Origin of the sequence: Glutamicibacter sp. AOP12-B1-11, from assembly GCF_052379245.1 — a bacterium.
In the GTDB taxonomy this organism is placed as follows: Bacteria; Actinomycetota; Actinomycetes; order Actinomycetales; family Micrococcaceae; genus Glutamicibacter.
Genome location: NZ_JBQSYL010000026.1, coordinates 1 through 17,126, shown reverse-complemented (window position 1 = coordinate 17,126; position 17,126 = coordinate 1). Strand labels below are relative to the sequence as shown.

The following is a 17,126-nucleotide window of genomic DNA, read 5'->3' as shown; positions in this document are numbered from 1 at the left end:
AACCCTATGCCGAGCGAAACTCTAATTCAAGGGGTTGGAGATACAGGTTTGGACAGTCCGCCAATACACTTCTTGCTTTTGAACGTCAGCACGTTGACGCTGAAACAGCCGAATTTTTTGCTTTGCGTACAAGCTCAGCGAGCTCTTCGAAATGCGAGTAATTAAAACCGTGAGCAGCGTTCTGGAACACCGTCAGTTTCGCCTGCGGGGCCTTAGCCGTCAGCCGTAGCCCAAATTCAGGCGGTGAAAGTGAATCTTGCGTACCGCAGACCACATCCACGGGAACGGGGACGGTGCGCAACAGATCAATGGTCGAGTAGTCGAGCATTTCCGAGCAGCTCTTAGCCCACCACGGAATCCCGCAGCGTAGGTAGTCAACGAGCAGGATCGCCTTGACCGCGTTCCACTCTTGAGGGAAGTCTTGGATTAAACGGCGCGCTTGACGAAAAAGCGTGTCTTCCCGGTCATTGACCGCGGGTGCGGCAATGATGAGGTGTTCGAGCAGTTCGGGTCGGGTCCGTGCAATCTCAATGGACACCTGTGCCCCCATCGAATGCCCGAGAATCACCGCATTTTTCACGTTGAGCGTGCGCAGCGCTAGGGACACTTCGTGGGCGAAGCGTGCCACGCTGACTGGGCGTCCATCATCCATATTTTTGCCATGCCCGGGTAGCTCGGGCACAATCACTCGATGGTCACGGGCCAACTCCGTGGCCAGAGGAGTGAAATAGCGGCTTGAAGCTCCCAACCCGTGGATGAGAACCACGTCCGGACCTTCGCCGGCCACGCGCACCGATAATCGAGTGCGCAAAGACTCCGGGACCTGTCCAAAATAACCGTGCCGCACACATAACCTTCCGTCCGCGGACGATTCCACGAAAAATCTAGTATTCAGTTAACTGAGGATCAAGGATAGCCAATCATCGCGAGCAATGGTGCATTGCAGCTTTAAGGCAGACCCACCGCGTGTTGCTCGATTGCCGGCCAAAGGTCCTTGGGGAAGAGCTTTTCAACGTTTTTTTGATAGTCGCTGCCGTCACCGGGAGTGCTTACTTCACTGCCATCGGCACGGAAAGGGTAAGAATGCCCCTGGTCTATTTCCTGATCGGGTGCCGAGGCTGCGGTCACGCAAGTCGCCCAGCCATAGGTGGTATCGGCGTCCTGACGGAAAACTTCGACTTGGCATGATGGCGTTTCGATCCACGAGCTTTCCTGCTCCAGCAGATCAACGAGCCTGGAGCGCTCTTCATCGCTTAACGACGTCGGTACATCGCCGGAACCGCAAGCGACAGTTCCACAAGCAACAGCAAATAAGATGAATGTGATAGCGCGCCATCGCTTCAGGACGGTCCCCATTACTTGACAACTCCTAGAAAGATCCTGTCTTCCATTTTTCCTTGTGAAGAATTGAATTACAAGCTACACGCCGTATATCTCGAGATGATCGCAAAATCTTGGAGGTGGATCCCCGCGGTGCCGTCGCGACTGGATCAGGCGCAGATCACGTCACCGATGCGAAGACCTGCAGGGTACAGGCGATAGGCTTAAACCCATGAGTGCACAGATTAAGGTTGCGGTGCTTGGCGCCGCAGGACGAATGGGCGCGGAAGCGGTTAAAGCCGTCTCCGAAGCCGCCGATATGGATCTCGTGGCGAGCCTTGGACGAGGCGCAGACCTGAAAGAAATTCTTGAGGCAGGCGCAACCCACATCGTTGACCTGTCGGTACCGACAGCCACCGAAGCCAACGTGCGCTTCGCCGTGGAGAATGGCTTGCACGCAGTAGTGGGAACCACCGGGTGGGACGACGAGCGCCGTGCGAAGCTTGAGCACCTGCTCGCGCAGCACCCCGAAGCAGGTGTGCTGATCGCCCCAAACTTTGCTCTTGGTTCGGTGCTTGCCAGCGCCTTCGCGGCCACGGCCGCAAAATACTTTGAGTCGGTAGAGATTATCGAACTGCACCACCCCAACAAGGTGGATGCACCCAGCGGCACCGCGGTGCGCACCGCCGAGCTGATTGCCGCAGCCCGCAGGGACGCCGGCGTGGCGAAAAGCCCGGACGCAACGGAAACCCAACTTGACGGTGCCCGAGGCGCCCTCGTGGACGACGTGCACGTACATTCAGTGCGTCTGCGCGGTCTGGTGGCCCATCAGGAAGTTCTTTTCGGCGGCCCCGGCGAGCAGTTCACCCTGCGCCACGATTCTTATGACCGGGCATCCTTCATGCCAGGGGTGCTGCTCGGCCTGCGTACCGTCGCCTCGCGCCCAGGACTTACCTATGGGCTCGACGGCTACTTGGAGTTGGGCCAGTGAAAACCAAACTATGGGTAGGCGGCATTCTGCTGCTGTTCGTTTTGTATATTGCCATGTCCTTCACCCAAGCGATGCGCTTCATGCGCACCGGCGAACCGATCGCCATCGCCATAGGCGTTGCGGTCTTCGTCATTCCTGCGCTGGGCGTGTGGATCTTGATCCGCGAGATTCTCTTCGGACTGCGCACCGAGAAGATGGGAAAAATTCTCGCAGAACTCGGCGAACTGCCGGAAGACTTGCCACGCATGCCCTCGGGCAGGTTCGTGCGAGAAGCTGCTGACGCTGACTTCCCGATCCACAAGCAAGACGTCGAGGCCCATCCTGAATCCTGGAAGTCTTGGTACCGCTTGGCTTTGGCTTATGACGCCAGTGGAGACCGGAAACGTGCACGAGCTTCGATGCGAACTGCCGTGAATTTCTTCGTGGCCGAGAAGAACGCGAGCACAACGAGCAAGTGATCTGAACACATGAAACGGCAGGAGCTTCGCAACCTACTCTTGGTTTCGAAGCTCCTGCCGTTTTAATTGAGATATTTCAGAAGTCTAGCTCTAGTGGATGGGGAGCCAGATGCAGCGCTCTACGGAGTCGTCATTCTCCACCACGTTGTAGAGCCGCCACCCGCCGGGTTCTCCGCCCTCAGTGCCTTGATCTTCAAGTCCAGCAATGCTGATCCCGCGGATCTCACCAGATGAGAATTCCTCCTTGGCTTCCGTCGTGGGCGCCAGGTAGTAGGGCTCGTCAAAGGGCACGACATCGCCGGGCAGTTCTTCATTGCAAACGCCGCCGTAGCCGCGTTCGGGGCCCGTTTGAACGGGAAGCCAGATCTTGTCCTCGCCAAATTGCTCGACGGCGATGGTTCGCGTTTCCTCCCAGGTTCCTCCCTCTGCGCATGATCGGTCCTCATCGAAGATGGTGCGACGAGTTTCCGTAATCTCTATGCCACCGGGTATGGCGGTCACCTCATTGATGAAATCACCGCAGCTTCTGCTGGCCGCTACAGGGTGGATTAATTGTTCTGGCTGTTCGATGGCCGCTAGCCAGATAAACCAAAGCGAGGAGAAGCTGTTGCCGTCTAGCATTTCGACCGGCGCTAAGGCATCTTCGACTCCATCGCCGTTCATATCCGAATAGACTACGTCCCCAATGGAGTATTCGGCGGTGTTGAGGTTCGCCTTGCCGTTCTTGAACTGAAGCGCTGTGGATTCTTCGGAACCGTATCCGTCGCTTAATTCCCATAACGCGTTGTCAAGATCAAATTCGCGAAGGCTTGGGGCAGCGGGGGATTCGGATGGTGCAGGTGAAGATTCGCGCGGTGGATCGATGGGCGCCGAAGAGCATCCGATGAGCGCAAGAGCAAGCAAAATGCACGAAGATTTGAGCGGAATATTATGCAGCCTCTGCCGGGAATGGACGCGTTTGATCATAAGGAAAGTCTAACTAATCCCTTGTCAGTTGGCCTAATAGCGAGATGCATATTTCTTGCCTTCGGGGACTGGCGGAGAGCTTAGCTTGGGTTCTCTTTGTGGTCCGCATTCGGCAATTCACTCAGGTAGCGAATTCCAGCTTCCAGCGGGCCTGCCCTACGGGTGTGGCGCAAGATCAACGCGGTGAGCAGCATCAGCACGCACAATACCCACCATTGGGTCCACTGCGAGAGCCCCAGCTGCAGCATCGGCAACAAGATCAAATGACCGATGTAGAGTGTCAGCGGAGCCCTCCCGGCGCTTGCAATGAGCTGGCCGAAATAGCCCAGATAGGGGATTGAGAGCAGCGATACCGCCAAGAGCGCAACGGCGCAGGCGGCTGCATGAATGGTGAAAATCAGCGACCCTGAGTGCGCGGTGGGAAGCCAAATATAAGCGGATTGAGTCATGAACGAGTCGAGGTTCCCGGACGGTGAGCGCCCGGTGACCAGCGCGGTAAACAGCTGCGAGCGAGGAACCCCGGAGACCGCGCCGATCCCATCGACCCAAGGCAGGATCTTCAGCCATCCGATGAGCAGGCTTAGCGCCGCGACGACTACCGAGCCAGCTGCCAACCATGCCACCGTGCCTCGGCTAGCGAGTCGAAGTTTCCCCACAGCTACCCCGAGCAGGCCATAGCCGATCCAGATCAGCAGCGGGTAGTACCCGGTGACCAGCAGGTCCTCAAGCAGCAATCCCGGGTGCGCAAAGTCGGTGAAGGTCGGGTTGTGGTTCAGCGACGCTCCGGCATCACCGGCCGCCAGCGGCCGCCAGATGAGTGGAGCGAGCAGCAGCCAGCCACCGGCCAGTGCCCACAGAACTTTCGCTGGCACGAATAACGCCGGGATCAGCACGAGGAACAGCAATCCGTAGTGCACCAGGATGTTCGCGATGGACTCGTTCGCCGGGCCGATCAGCATGCCCAGCGCCGCGATAACCGCCGCGCGGCGCAGCAGCACCAGCGACGAGGACTTGCGATCCATGCCCTTGCGTTCCAGCGCGCGGGCGAACAAGGTCAGCGAAACACCGGCGAGCACCATGAAGAGCACCGAGGAGCGGCCATTTGCCGCGGCTCCGGTCAGGGTTGGCTGCAGCGCACCCGTCGCATCGCGGGCGAAGAGATCAAAGATATGGGCGGCAAACATTCCCAAGATGGCTAGCGCCCTGGCTGCATCTAATCCGGGCAGTCTGCGGGCCTTTGTTTCCACGTCCATAGACATATCGCATCACGGAACAACATGAATATGCCATCAAGACACTTCCGCGTGTAGATTTAAGCCATGGCAACTAGTGAAATTGATAATCAGTCGTTCCCGTTCGGTACCGTGCTGACCGCGATGGTCACCCCCTTCACCGAGGCAGGTGAGGTTGACTATGATGTCGCCGCCAAGCTGGCTGTCAAACTCGTTGATGAAGGCTGCGACGGTCTGGTCGTCACCGGCACTACCGGGGAGACCTCGACGCTCACCGACGAAGAGAACATCGAAATGTTCCGCACCGTCGTCAATGCGGTGGGCGACCGCGCAGCGGTGCTGGCAGGCTCCACAACTAATGACACTCGCCACTCCATCCGTTTGTCGCTCGGTGCTAAGGAGGCCGGAGTTCACGGCATCCTGGTCACCGCGCCTTATTACAACAAGCCAAGTCAGGCTGGAATCATCGCCCACGTGAAGGCGATTGCCGAGGCCATTGACCTGCCGATCATGATGTACGACATCCCTGGACGCACCGGAATCGCGCTGAGCCCGGAAACTATCATTGAATTAGCGCAGATTCCTCAGGTCATTGCGTTGAAGGATGCAAAGGCCGACTACCAGTCGACCACCACCGTGCTGGCTAACACCGATTTGCACGTGTACTCCGGGGACGACGGACTGACTTTGCCACTGATGGCAGCCGGCGCCGCCGGTGTCGTTTCCGTGACGGCTCACGTCGCAGCGGCTAAGTACCGTACGCTTGTTGATGCGATGCATGCCGGGGATTTGGCGACTGCACGCGCTACACACTTCGAGCTGGACCCGATCCAGCGCGGCATCATGGGCCACATTCAGGGCGCAGTTGCCGCAAAATATGGACTTCACTGGCAGGGTGTCCTGCCGAACACCGTCGTTCGATTGCCGCTACTGGCACCATCGGACGCAGAACTCGATGCCATCCGCGCGGACCTACGTGAAGGTGGATGGGATCTTTAACGAAAGGGCTTAACCACTTATGACTGAAAGTTCAGTAGGCAAGGCCGATACTGCGCGTATGCAGAAGCCGACCAAGCTGAAGAAGGGGACCCTACGTACCGTTCCGCTGGGCGGATTGGGCGAGGTCGGCCGCAATATGACCGTTTTCGAGATCAACGGCAAGCTGTTGATCATCGACTGCGGTGTGCTCTTCCCCGAAGAGCACCAGCCGGGCGTTGACCTGATTCTGCCCGACTTCTCCTACATCAAGGATCGTCTGGACGACGTGGTGGGCGTAGTGCTCACCCACGGCCACGAAGACCACATCGGTGCGGTTCCGTACTTATTGCGTCTGCGCGAAGATATCCCGCTGTATGGTTCGAAGCTGACCCTTGCCTTCATCGAAGCCAAGCTGGCCGAGCACCGCATCAAGGCGATCACCAACGTGGTCACCGAGAATGAAGTGGCTCAGATCGGCGAGTTCGAGTGCGAATTCGTCGCGGTGAACCACTCGATCCCAGACGCGCTGGCCGTGTTCGTGCGTACCGAAGCCGGTACCGTGCTGCACACCGGTGACTTCAAGATGGATCAGCTGCCGCTCGACGGCCGCATCACCGACCTGCGCCACTTCGCCAAGCTCGGCGAGGAGGGCGTGGACCTGTTCCTCACCGACTCGACCAACGCCGAGGTGCCGGGCTTCACCGTCGCCGAACGCGAAATCGGTCCGGTGCTGGAAGCGAAGTTTGCTCGGGCCCGCCGCCGGATCATCGTCGCCTCCTTCTCCTCGCATGTGCACCGCGTCCAGCAGGTGCTGGATGCTGCAGCCGTGCACGGCCGCAAGGTTGCTTTCATCGGCCGTTCGATGGTGCGCAATATGGGCATCGCCGAGCGCCTCGGCTACCTGCACATCCCGCAGGGGGTCGTTGTTGACCTGAAGCAGGTTGACCAGCTGCCGGATCACAAGGTGGTGCTGATGTCCACCGGTTCGCAGGGTGAGCCAATGGCGGCACTGTCCCGCATGGCCAACGGTGAACACAAGGTCCAGATCAACCCGGGTGACACCGTGATCCTGGCCTCCAGCCTCATCCCGGGCAACGAGAACGCGGTCTTCCGTGTGATCAACGGCCTGATGCGCTTGGGCGCCGAGGTCATCCATAAGGGCATGGCCAAGGTCCACGTTTCCGGCCACGCCTCGGCCGGTGAGCTGTTGTACTGCTACAACATCGTCCGTCCGAAGAACGTTCTTCCGGTCCACGGCGAAACCCGCCACCTGATCGCCAATGGCCGTTTGGCCGCGCTGTCCGGTGTTCCGGAAGAGAGCGTCATCCTCGCGGAAGACGGTTCGGTCATTGACCTCAAGGACGGCGTAGCCGAACTCGTTGGCCAGGTCGAATGCGGTTACGTCTACGTGGATGGTTCCAAGGTCGGCACCATCACCGACGAGGACCTCAAGGACCGTGTCACCCTGGGCGAAGAAGGTTTCATCTCGGTGATCACCGTGATCAACCGCCAGAACGGCACCTTGATCTCCGGGCCAGACATCCACGCCCGCGGCGTGGCCGAGGACGATGCGGTCTTCAACGAGATCAAGCCAAAGATCGCCGCAGCGATCTTGGAGGCAGTGGCTAACAATCCAAACCACTCCACCCACCAGCTGCAGCAGATCGTGCGCCGCGTCATCGGTTCGTGGGTGTCGCGCAAGCTGCGCCGCCGTCCGATGATCGTTCCGGTAGTGCTCGAAGCCTAAGCTTCAATCCTCGAAATGCCCCAAACCACCAGCGGTTTGGGGCATTTCGTGTATCCAAGGCAAGGAACTCTGCCGATGCTCGGGCCATGTTAACGATCCGGGCGCAGAGTTCAGTTAGCTTGCTGCTCCCCAGACTGGGCCTGCTCGGCTGCTGGCAGCGGCGGGATTCCCTGACCGCCAAGCTCGGGTCCGTGGGGCAAACGACCTGAACGACTAACCGGCAAAGACTGACGTATCACTGCAACGCATTAAATATCGACAAGTCAAATAGCAATCGCATATGATCACCATATGGTGAAAATTGCTGGGCAGAAGGCCGAATCGTTCACTTTGCCGCTCTTCGGGCTGGCGATCCTGGCCGGCATTGTGTTTGGCGCCGCGCTCGGCGCCGCAATTTTCTGGCCAATTCTGGCTAAGGAATCACCGTTCTCGCTGTCCGGCATTGGTGGGGGGCTGGTGCTGGCCTTGGCCAACGGCGCGTGGATCGGCGCGATCGCCGCGGTCTTTCCCGCCACGGGGGCAACCATCGCCCTGGCGATTCGTGAGAAGAAGCGACCCGCAGCTACCGGAAACTCCCAGGCGCTGATGGGCGCGATCGGTTCCGCCGCCGGCGGGGTCTTCGTGGTACTGGCGCTCGGCGCAATTTTCTACCAAGCGCTGGACCTCGTATCCGGGCTTGCCTCTGCTTTGGCCTTCCTCATGCTCTGCTTCGCTATCGCGTGGATGAGCATTCGTGGGCTAGCGCAACGAAGGGCAGCAACTTGGATTCGGCCACAGTCGGCAGCACCCGCGGAATAGGCAAGGCTCCAATCGAAGCGCATCTCCTCGGTGCAGGTCCAATCACTAAGACTTTCAAAACCCGACAGGAACGAATCCGTGGAGATCTCTGAGCAAACGCGCGGTGTCGGGAACAATCAACTGGTAACAAAAAACAAATGGCGATTTCTGCCGCTGCTTTGCGGATCAGGATGGGCGATCTTGTTGCTTGTCGTGGATCCGTTGCTTGCCCGTGCCCCTTGGTGGACTTATCTCGACGCGGGTTTGTGGTTTGCACTGGGTTTCCCGCTGCTGCCGTGGCTCGGATTCGCTGGGTTGATGGCGTTCCTTGGATTCGTCGTTTCAACTCGGGTGAGCGTTCTGCTGTTCACGTTGCTCTCGCTGGCTCTGGGAATTATTCCAAGCACCATATGGGCACTGCTGCTGAGCGATGCTTTCCCTGAGGCTGGAGTATTCCGAATCACCGCTGATCTATCGCTGGCTGCCGGGGCAATGGTGATCCCGCTGTCCTTCGTGGCGCTTATCAGAACGATGATCGTGCGATGGAAACAGGCAAAGCTCCGTCCAGCGAACGGTTGTGGAGGTCGGAGCATTCCGTCTTCGACGAAAAGCGACTAATTCCAGCCCAAGCGATCTCGAAGTGGAAGAACCGATATCGGAACCTGGACCGGAGTTCCTGCATGCCCAGGAGTCAGTGTGGTCTCACTTAGAATTTTTCCTGTTTGGACGTCCACGACCGTCATTGAGACCCATTCCTGCTGCATGTTTTCGTCAAGGACCAACCCGGTGGCCGCATCGAGGGTCAGCACCGAATCCCACATTTCTGTCAGTAATTCTGCTTCGGGGCCAGTCACCGCTGGCGCAGAGGCCGTAAAAATCCCGGTGGTCAGCGAGAGGGACGCTAGGACAACGGCGGGGATAAGCAAGATATTCCTCCAAAAGTAGTAACTATGTTTATGTCGATCCTAATGTGGCTTGAAGGTTTAGTGCGTATTGTCTCGAAGATCGAGCGAAAATCAATTCATAGTCTGCCGTGCCGTCATCGGATTTTTAGGGCAGAATTAGGCTCAACGCCACCGCAAGGAGCCAATGTATGCACAGGCACGACGCAGCTGATCACAACGAGCTAGTGGGGAGCAACAGTGCATGATCGAATTTGATACCGTTTCCAAGCACTATCCAGACGGCACCACGGCTGTTGAGGACTTCAGCCTGACGATTCCAGCCCATCGCACCACCGTATTCGTGGGTTCCTCTGGTTGCGGCAAGACGACACTGCTGCGCATGATCAATCGCATGGTTGACCCCAGTGCCGGCACGGTCCGCATAGACGACCAGGATGTATCCACAAAGCCCGCGGTGGGCCTGCGCCGCAGTATCGGCTACGTCATGCAGAACTCGGGGCTTCTCCCGCATTTCACTGTGGCAGAGAACATCGCCACGGTTCCCCGGCTCGAAGGCAAATCTCGCAAGGTTGCCCGAACCCGGGCACTGGAACTTATGGAGACCGTAGGCCTGCCCTCAACCATGGCTGACCGATACCCGCACCAGTTATCCGGAGGCCAGCAGCAACGTGTCGGAGTGGCCCGTGGCTTGGCTTCTGACCCGAATATTTTGCTCATGGATGAGCCCTTCGGTGCCGTCGATCCCATTGTGCGCGCCGAACTGCAGCAGGAACTGATTCGGCTGCAACAAGAACTTGATAAGACGATTGTCTTCGTCACCCATGATATCGATGAGGCATTCCTCCTCGGCGACCAGGTGGTGATCCTGTCCGCCGGTGCGCAGAAGCTGCAGGTGGGTAGCCCGAGTGAAATCATTGAAAACCCAGCCAACGAGTTCGTGGCTTCCTTCATCGGCACAGACCGTGGAGCCAGAGCACTGAGCGTCAAAAATACGCCCCACGGTGCCGTGCTCGTGGATTCCCAAGGCCGGACCCAGGGAAGACTCGTCGAGGACGGATCCAAGGCGTGAACTGGATACTCGAGAATCTGGGACTCATCGGGTCGCTGTCGCTAGAGCACTTGCGGCAGAGCCTGATAGCGATCGTCATCGGATTCCTGCTTTCCATCCCGCTGGGCTGGGTAGCTTGGCGATTTCGAATCGTTCGCGGACCGGTAGTGACAACCACCGGCCTGCTCTACACCATCCCCTCGCTCGCGTTGCTGATGCTCCTGCCGGTGCTCACCGGAATGAGCGCGATCAGTGAAGCCAACCTGATCGTGGCACTGAGCATTTACGCGATTGCGATTATGGTCCGCGGCGTCGTGGACGGACTGGACTCCGTAGACCCTGCCGCGCGCGCGGCCGCAACTGCCGTGGGCTACGGGCCCGGGCGCCGGTTTTTCGAGGTGGACCTGCCGCTTGCCGGTCCGGTGATTCTCGCCGGACTGCGCGTCACCGCGGTCAGCACCATCTCGCTAGCGACCGTGGGAATCTTGGTGGGTGTGACGAACCTGGGATACCTGTTCACGAACGGCCTCCAGCGGCGCATCATCGAAGAAGTCTTTTCGGGGATCCTTGCGGTGGCCTTGATTGCCCTAGCCATCGACCTACTCTTAGTCCTCCTCGGACGATGGCTGATGCCTTGGACACGTCAAATTAAGCAACCAAAGCGAAAAGCCACGCATGCGGCCAGAACGCGGGTGTCGCCATGAACCTGATTGCCAAGGCACTTGAATGGATTTCCGCGCCAGAGCAGTGGGAAGGCAGCGGGGGACTGCAGGCATTGCTTGGCCAGCATCTGCTGTTCACGGTGGCGGCGGTGCTCCTTGCGGGAGTCATTGCCATCCCTGCCGGTTGGGCGATCGGGCACACCGGCATTGGGCGCGAGATCGCCGTGGGCGCCGCGGGTGTTGCCCGTGCGGTACCTTCCTTCGGCCTGCTGATCTTATTGGTGCTGCTCTTTGGCGTGCTGCACAAACCCGAAGCAGCCATGGTCGCCTTTGTTCTACTGGCCATCCCTTCGCTGCTGGCCGGAGCCTATACGGGGTTTGAAGCCATAGACCGCAAGGCCCTTGACGCGGCTCGGTCCATGGGGATGACCGAGTGGCAGATCCTCTTCAAGGTTGAAATCCCGCTCGGCCTGCCGCTGCTCGTAGGCGGAATCCGGTCAGCCATGCTGCAAGTGGTCGCAACGGTGACCATCGCGGCCTACGTGAACCTTGGCGGGCTGGGCCTGCCAATTATTACCGGACTGAATCTGCGGCGCTTCGACATGGTTCTCGGCGGAGCGCTCATGGTGGCGGTGCTTGCGCTGCTCCTGGACCTGTTGTTCGCCGTGATTCAAAAGACGGCAGTTCCGGAGGGCCTGGGAAAAGCTAGGAAGAAGGCACCGCGCAAGCTCGCCCCAGACAAAACCGCCGGTGAAGATGCAAGCCCGAAAATAGGTCACTCGACATCCCAGGAAAGGGAAAAGCCATGAAACTGAAACGCACTATCCCGAGCGCAGCCGCAATGCTGGCGGGCAGTCTTGTCTTGGCTGGTTGCGCAGGGGGAGACCCGCTGGCAACCGAGAGCAACGCCGAACAAGGCGGCGGAGAAACGATTGTTGTCGGCTCGCAGGCCTACTACTCGAATGAGATCGTTGCCGAGATCTACGCCCAGGCGCTGGAAGGGGCCGGCAAAGAGGTGGAACGCAAGTACAGCATTGGTCAGCGGGACGCGTACATGCCTCAGCTCGAAGAGGGCAGTATCGATGTGTTCCCCGAGTACACCGGCAATCTGCTGCAATTCTTCAAGGAAGACACCGAAGCGCGTGCCGCCGATGAGGTCTACACCGAGCTGACGTCGGAGCTTCCGGATTCTCTGGCGGTCCTTGAAGCGGCCGAGGCCTCTGACCAGGACTCCTACACCGTGACCCGGGCGTTTGCTGAGGAAAATAACCTGAAGTCCATCAAGGACTTGGCGAATGTTAGCGAGCCGTTGACCCTCGGCGGGCCACCGGAGCTTGCCGAACGCCCCTATGGCCCTAAGGGGCTCGAAAGCGTCTATGGAGTGAAGGCTGACTTCTCCGGGACCGGCGACACCACCGTTGAAGATCTGGTCGCCGGCACGGTGAACATTGCCAACGTGTTCACCGCCGACCCGCGCATCAAAACCGAAGATCTCGTGGTGCTGGAAGACCCCGAGTCGCTGTTCCTGGCTTCGAACGTCGTTCCGGTGGTCTCCGCCGAGCTGTCAGCGGATCTGGCCGAGGTGCTCAACCCGGTTAGCGAAAAGCTGAGTGCCGAGACCCTGGTTGAGCTGAATGTGCAAAGCACCGTTGACCAGAAGTCGGCCGCCGATATCGCTTCGGCCTGGCTGACCGCTGAAGGGCTTTAATGCCAGATCCTCTCTAGGCTGGATATCCAGGAGATCGCCCGCCGTACCCGGAAATTCCGGGTACGGCGGGCGATCTATTTTTGTTCCGAGGTGCGCTGCGGCCTATCCGGGCGAGCGGGGCTGGCGTGGGTTCAAGGAGACGGCGGGCCGTCATCGTTTTGACTTTTGAGAATGATTCTCATTAGTGTTTACGATTGTTGGCTAAAAGGCGTACTCAGAGACCTAAGGTCCCCGCCCTGGCCGCACCGAATGGAGCAATGATCTATGAGAAGAATCAATCCTTGGATGGTGGCCATGCCCGCCGTCATCCTGGCCGTGGCCACCGCCTGCGCCGTCCCCGGCGGAACCGTGAACAGCGCGCAGAATGAATCGGCCGCCGGCAGCATCACCCTGGACAGCTGCGGCCGGGAGGTGGTGTTCGACGCGGCACCGCGCAGCGTGCTCGCGGTCGGTTCGGAGGCCCCGGCGCTGCTGTCCGCAGCTGGAGCCGGCGACAAGCTGACGCACTACGCTGGCAGCCTGGAGGTGCCTTTCGACGCGGCCACCAAGGCCGTGGTGGAGGACGCCGAGCGGATCACGGAGGACTCGCACGACGTCTCCTACGAGATGATCCTTGGTTCGGGAGTCGACGTGGTCATCGGCACCGATATCGCAGCCGGAGTCGATCTGGATTCCCTGGCCGAACGACTGGACGAGGCCGGGGTCCAGATGCTGACCGTGAGCGGCTACTGCGCCGGATTCGAAGACCGCTCCACCGGAGGAGTGAGCGGATTCGAGCAGATCTACCGTGACGTGCAGTCCTACGGCCAGTTGTTCGGCACCGATCAGGCGGCCGAGAATGCGGTGGAGGACATGCGCGAGCGTGTAGCGGCCGCCGCGGCGCGCGTTGAGCAGGGCAGCGGAGAGCGCGCGCTGTCCCTATACGTGCCGAGCGCCGGCGGCCTCGGATCCTATGGAGGGGAATCGCTGGTCTCGGAGCAGATGGAGCTGCTCGGCCTGGAGAATGCCTTCGGCGATGTGCCCAAGCGCTACTTCGACCCTTCCACGGAAGAACTGATCGCCAGCGCCGCCGACAAGGTCTTCGCGATGTACCTGCCTACCGGTTCCTCGGCACTGGAAACCGACCAGGAGGTGCTCCAGGCGCTGCGCGATCGACCCGAGCTCGATGGCCTCGCTGCCATCGAGGAGGACGCGGCCGTGGTGCCGCTGAACTACTACTATTCCTCACCCGGCCCGCTGGCCGTGGACGGCGTGGAGCTGCTCGCGGACCGGTTGTCCGCCCCATGAGCCAGTCAGCACAGCTGCGCCGGACCCCGCGCCACACCGGCCGCCGGCACGCCTCCGCGCTGCCTGCACGCAGATACGCGCGTTCCACTGCGGCCAGGGGCACCACCGAAGTGGACTTCGCGAAGCTGAGCCCGACATCCAACACCACCGTGCTGGTCACCAGCCAGCATCCGCCCCGGCAGTACCGCACCATCGCGGAGCAGTTGTTGCGCGCCGAGCATCTGCATGCCGAACAGGTCGGGTTCATCTTGCCGGCGGAATCCTCCGCGGCGCAGTTGCGCCTGCACATGGCAGGGGACGAATTCTGCGCCAACGCCGCGATGGCGCTGGCAGCGCTGCACGCCTCGAGGCAGGGGCAGACCGGCCGGGTTGAACTCTTTCTAGAAGCCTCGGGCGCCGAGGAGCTGCTGAGCTGCCGAGTCGAGCCCCGGGATTCGGGCTACCGCTGCCAGCTGGAGAGCCCGCTGCCGCTGAGCATCGAACCCTACCCGTCCCCGGGAGCCCGCTCGGGAACGGCCCTGGTGCGGTATGCGGATTCGGTGCACCTTGTCATTGAGTGCGCCGGCCACGGCCAGGGGCTGCGCGAGCACGCCGAACAGGCGGCTTTGCAGCTGGGCAATAGCGAAGGCGTCTCCGTTGCCGGGGTGATGCTCTACGATCCGGCGCGCGGGGCGCTGGACCCGCTGATCAACGTGCCCGCACTGGGCAGCCTGCTCTGGGAACGCAGCTGCGGCTCGGGAACCGCCGCGCTCGGCGCGTACCTGGCCGCGAAGAACCGCGCTCCGGTCTGCGCCAGCGTACGGCAACCCGGCGGCAGCATGGACGTGGAAGCCGACTACGGCTCCGGAACGGTAACCGGGCTGCGCGTCGCCGGACACGTGGCCATCGTGGCCGAGGGGAGGGCATATATCCATGACTGAAATATCGATTGGCGCAAGCCCGGAGCTGAGCTCCGGTGCGCAGGCCATGCTGGCCACGCTGCGCGGCTTCCTGCGCCACTTCAGCGCGGCGGCCGACGGCTACGACGGCTCGACCCGGCACGCTGGCGAGCTCGAGGAGCTGCTGGCGGACTACGCGCGCTTCGTCACCGATCCGGGCAACGTGCCCCCCTTCGCCCAGCTTGCCGCGGCCGCCGGCACGGATGAGCTGGTGGACCAACTGCGTTGCCAGTCGGCGCGCTGCGTGGCGGTCATCGAGAAGTACCGCGCGCTGCGGCTGCTGGAGGGGCAGGTAGGAGCGGAGGGATACTTTGCCAATATCGAATCCTGCATCGCCAAGGAATTCGGGGCCGTCGCGCTGACCGGGGATTCCAAGCTGTTGCTCGTCGGCGCGGGATCCTTCCCGATGACGCTGCTGAACGTCGCCTCGCTCACCGGCGCGTCCGCGCTCGGGATCGACATCGACGCTGAGTCGATTGCGCTCGGGCGCCGGGTCGTGGCCCAGCTCGGCGAGGGCCTGGACATCGGGCTGGAGGAACGCGCGCTCCACGAGTTGGACTTCACCGCGCAGGCCACCCACGTGGTGATCAGCTCCACGGTGGGCGTGAAATACGAACTGTTGCACCAGATGCATGCGCTGACCCGCGAGGACATCGTGGTGGCCATGCGCTTCGGGGACGGGCTTAAATCGCTGTTCAACTACCCGATGCAGCAGGTCGACCCGGCGCTCTGGCGGCTGGTCGACATCATCCGCCAGCCGGACCAGGTATTCGACATCGCGCTGTACGTGAAGCAGCGCTCAATAGGAAAAGACGTTTAGCAGATGGACGAATTGGGAAATATCCTCATCGCCGGGACCGGTCCGGTGGCCGTGCAAAGCGCGGTGCTGCTCGGGCGGCTCCCCGGGACCCTGGGCCTTGCGGGCCGCGAATCGCAGCGCGCGGCGGCATTCTTCGCCGCGCTGGAGACAACTGCGGGCACCGTGCGCGCCGAGGTGCAGAACCTCGCCCACGCGGCACTGGCCGGGGAAGCGGAGATCGAACACGTCTTCCACGGGTACGGATCGGTGGCCGGGGAATGGGACACGCTGCTCCTGGCGGTCACTGCGGATGCCTACCTCCCGGTGCTGCGCCAACTGGCCGGTGAGGTGCTGGCCGGGTTCGAACGCATCGTCCTGCTCTCGCCCACCTTGGGCTCCGGGTCACTGGTGCGCGAATACGCCAACGCCCGGGGCGCGGACCCGGAGGTGATCAGCTTCTCCAGCTACCTGGGCGACACCCGCTGGCCGCAGGGACACCCGGGCGCCGCGGTGTTGACCGCCGGAGCCAAGGCCCGCATCTACGCCGCATCGAATCGCGGCAGCTCGCCGGGACTGGAACGGCTGCGCGCCGTGCATGAGGCGGCGGGCACCGAGCTGGCGGTGCTCGGCCTGCCAGCCGAAGCCGAGGCGCGGAATATTTCGCTGTACGTGCATCCGGCGCTGTTCATGAACGAGGTCACGCTGCGCGCCGTGTTCGCCGCGAAGCCGCCGACGCAGTACGTCTACAAGCTCTACCCAGAGGGGCCGGTCACCCCATCCATGATCCACGCCATGGTCCAGCAGTGGCGCGAGCTTTCGGCCATCATCGCCGCGCTGGGCGGGAAGGGAGTCAACCTGCTGGCCTTCATGCTCCAGGACGGCTACCCGGTCCACCCGCAGAGCATCGACCCGGAGCAGGTGGCGGCATTCGAGCAGCTGCCGGCCATCCACCAGGAGTACCTCGTCTACGTGCGCTACGCCTCGCTGCTCGTGGACCCCTTCTCCGAACCGGATGCCCACGGGCGCTACTTCGACTTCTCCGCCATTCCCATTCGGCCGATCTTCCGCAACGACGCAGGCCGCTGGGACGTGCCGCGGATGCCGAGGGAAGACTACTACCGCACCAAGATCATCCAGGGCCTCGCCCGGCACTTGGCGGTGCCCTGCCCGACGATCGACCGCCTGCTGGCCGCCTACGAGAGCGCTCTGACACAGGCGGCGCATGCACTGGGCACCCAGCCGCGCTCCGCGGCCTTCGCCGTGCAGGACTTCGGCGAAGAACTGGGCATGATCCGCGCCAGGATATTTCG

Annotated in this window: 19 protein-coding genes; 14 read left to right on the top strand and 5 right to left on the bottom strand. The window is 61.1% G+C overall.

Translation table 11 applies throughout. From position 1 onward, the window contains the following. Window positions 1-85: 85 nt before the first annotated feature. Window positions 86-766 carry an alpha/beta fold hydrolase gene (locus ACT3UQ_RS14915; protein WP_258137771.1) on the bottom strand — a complete coding sequence of 227 codons (681 nt, stop codon included), beginning with the start codon at window positions 764-766 and terminating at the stop codon, window positions 86-88. Between the two features lie 182 nt (window positions 767-948). Then, entirely contained in the window at window positions 949-1,356 is a 408-nt protein-coding gene (locus tag ACT3UQ_RS14910) for a hypothetical protein (RefSeq protein WP_096288155.1), read from the bottom strand. A gap of 196 nt (window positions 1,357-1,552) precedes the next feature. On the opposite strand from ACT3UQ_RS14910, the gene dapB reads away from it, so the two are divergent. Together dapB and ACT3UQ_RS14900 are read left to right on the top strand one after the other, a co-directional pair. After that, window positions 1,553-2,311: a 4-hydroxy-tetrahydrodipicolinate reductase gene (gene dapB, locus ACT3UQ_RS14905; protein ID WP_096288153.1), complete on the top strand. Its 759-nt coding sequence runs from the start codon at window positions 1,553-1,555 to the stop codon at window positions 2,309-2,311. Further along, window positions 2,308-2,769 carry a hypothetical protein gene (locus ACT3UQ_RS14900; RefSeq protein WP_096288151.1) on the top strand — a complete coding sequence of 154 codons (462 nt, stop codon included), beginning with the start codon at window positions 2,308-2,310 and terminating at the stop codon, window positions 2,767-2,769. Before dapB ends, ACT3UQ_RS14900 begins: the two co-directional genes overlap by 4 nt. 90 nt (window positions 2,770-2,859) lie before the next feature. Here the strand turns inward: ACT3UQ_RS14900 and ACT3UQ_RS14895 are convergent, their stop codons facing one another. Together ACT3UQ_RS14895 and ACT3UQ_RS14890 are read right to left on the bottom strand one after the other, a co-directional pair. Continuing rightward, a complete protein-coding gene (locus ACT3UQ_RS14895; RefSeq protein WP_096288149.1) occupies window positions 2,860-3,735 on the bottom strand; it encodes a hypothetical protein in 876 nt (291 codons plus the stop codon). An 80-nt stretch (window positions 3,736-3,815) separates the two neighbouring features. Further along, complete coding sequence (locus ACT3UQ_RS14890) at window positions 3,816-4,988, bottom strand: heparan-alpha-glucosaminide N-acetyltransferase domain-containing protein (protein WP_444637408.1); 1,173 nt, start codon at window positions 4,986-4,988, stop codon at window positions 3,816-3,818. 66 nt (window positions 4,989-5,054) lie between these two features. Between ACT3UQ_RS14890 and dapA the strand changes: the two genes are divergently transcribed. From dapA to ACT3UQ_RS14870, 4 genes are all read left to right on the top strand, one after another. Then, window positions 5,055-5,966 (top strand): 4-hydroxy-tetrahydrodipicolinate synthase, encoded by a 912-nt coding sequence (gene dapA, locus ACT3UQ_RS14885; RefSeq protein WP_105554706.1) that lies wholly within the window; start codon window positions 5,055-5,057, stop codon window positions 5,964-5,966. A 58-nt stretch (window positions 5,967-6,024) separates the two neighbouring features. Further along, window positions 6,025-7,692 carry a ribonuclease J gene (locus tag ACT3UQ_RS14880; RefSeq protein WP_374954802.1) on the top strand — a complete coding sequence of 556 codons (1,668 nt, stop codon included), beginning with the start codon at window positions 6,025-6,027 and terminating at the stop codon, window positions 7,690-7,692. A 291-nt stretch (window positions 7,693-7,983) separates the two neighbouring features. Then, on the top strand, window positions 7,984-8,490 hold the full coding sequence (locus ACT3UQ_RS14875; protein ID WP_105569990.1) for a hypothetical protein: 507 nt from the start codon (window positions 7,984-7,986) through the stop codon (window positions 8,488-8,490). Window positions 8,491-8,568: 78 nt separating this feature from the next. After that, entirely contained in the window at window positions 8,569-9,087 is a 519-nt protein-coding gene (locus tag ACT3UQ_RS14870; RefSeq protein WP_444637407.1) for a hypothetical protein, read from the top strand. Here ACT3UQ_RS14870 and ACT3UQ_RS14865 read toward each other — a convergent pair. Further along, window positions 9,084-9,395: a hypothetical protein gene (locus ACT3UQ_RS14865; protein ID WP_105569989.1), complete on the bottom strand. Its 312-nt coding sequence runs from the start codon at window positions 9,393-9,395 to the stop codon at window positions 9,084-9,086. The two genes, ACT3UQ_RS14870 and ACT3UQ_RS14865, sit on opposite strands and share 4 nt — an antisense overlap. A 220-nt stretch (window positions 9,396-9,615) precedes the next feature. Here ACT3UQ_RS14865 and ACT3UQ_RS14860 point away from each other — a divergent pair, with 220 nt between their 5' ends. From ACT3UQ_RS14860 to ACT3UQ_RS14825, 8 genes are all read left to right on the top strand, one after another. Next, window positions 9,616-10,443, top strand: a complete 828-nt coding sequence (locus ACT3UQ_RS14860; protein ID WP_096288127.1) for an ABC transporter ATP-binding protein — start codon at window positions 9,616-9,618, stop codon at window positions 10,441-10,443. Then, window positions 10,440-11,126: an ABC transporter permease gene (locus ACT3UQ_RS14855; RefSeq protein ID WP_444637406.1), complete on the top strand. Its 687-nt coding sequence runs from the start codon at window positions 10,440-10,442 to the stop codon at window positions 11,124-11,126. The genes ACT3UQ_RS14860 and ACT3UQ_RS14855 overlap by 4 nt, the downstream gene beginning before the upstream one ends. Continuing rightward, window positions 11,123-11,893: an ABC transporter permease gene (locus tag ACT3UQ_RS14850; protein ID WP_444637405.1), complete on the top strand. Its 771-nt coding sequence runs from the start codon at window positions 11,123-11,125 to the stop codon at window positions 11,891-11,893. Before ACT3UQ_RS14855 ends, ACT3UQ_RS14850 begins: the two co-directional genes overlap by 4 nt. Further along, the gene (locus ACT3UQ_RS14845; RefSeq protein ID WP_105569986.1) at window positions 11,890-12,792 is read left to right on the top strand and encodes an ABC transporter substrate-binding protein; all 903 of its coding nucleotides are present in this window, start codon (window positions 11,890-11,892) and stop codon (window positions 12,790-12,792) included. Before ACT3UQ_RS14850 ends, ACT3UQ_RS14845 begins: the two co-directional genes overlap by 4 nt. Before the next feature lie 264 nt (window positions 12,793-13,056). Then, window positions 13,057-14,079 (top strand): ABC transporter substrate-binding protein, encoded by a 1,023-nt coding sequence (locus ACT3UQ_RS14840; protein WP_105569985.1) that lies wholly within the window; start codon window positions 13,057-13,059, stop codon window positions 14,077-14,079. Further along, the gene (locus tag ACT3UQ_RS14835) at window positions 14,076-14,999 is read left to right on the top strand and encodes a diaminopimelate epimerase (protein WP_105649282.1); all 924 of its coding nucleotides are present in this window, start codon (window positions 14,076-14,078) and stop codon (window positions 14,997-14,999) included. The genes ACT3UQ_RS14840 and ACT3UQ_RS14835 overlap by 4 nt, the downstream gene beginning before the upstream one ends. Then, window positions 14,992-15,837, top strand: a complete 846-nt coding sequence (locus ACT3UQ_RS14830) for a class I SAM-dependent methyltransferase (RefSeq protein ID WP_258137628.1) — start codon at window positions 14,992-14,994, stop codon at window positions 15,835-15,837. The genes ACT3UQ_RS14835 and ACT3UQ_RS14830 overlap by 8 nt, the downstream gene beginning before the upstream one ends. A 3-nt stretch (window positions 15,838-15,840) precedes the next feature. Next, a partial coding sequence (locus ACT3UQ_RS14825) for an opine metallophore biosynthesis dehydrogenase (protein WP_444637403.1) occupies window positions 15,841-17,126 on the top strand: 1,286 nt, incomplete at its 3' end.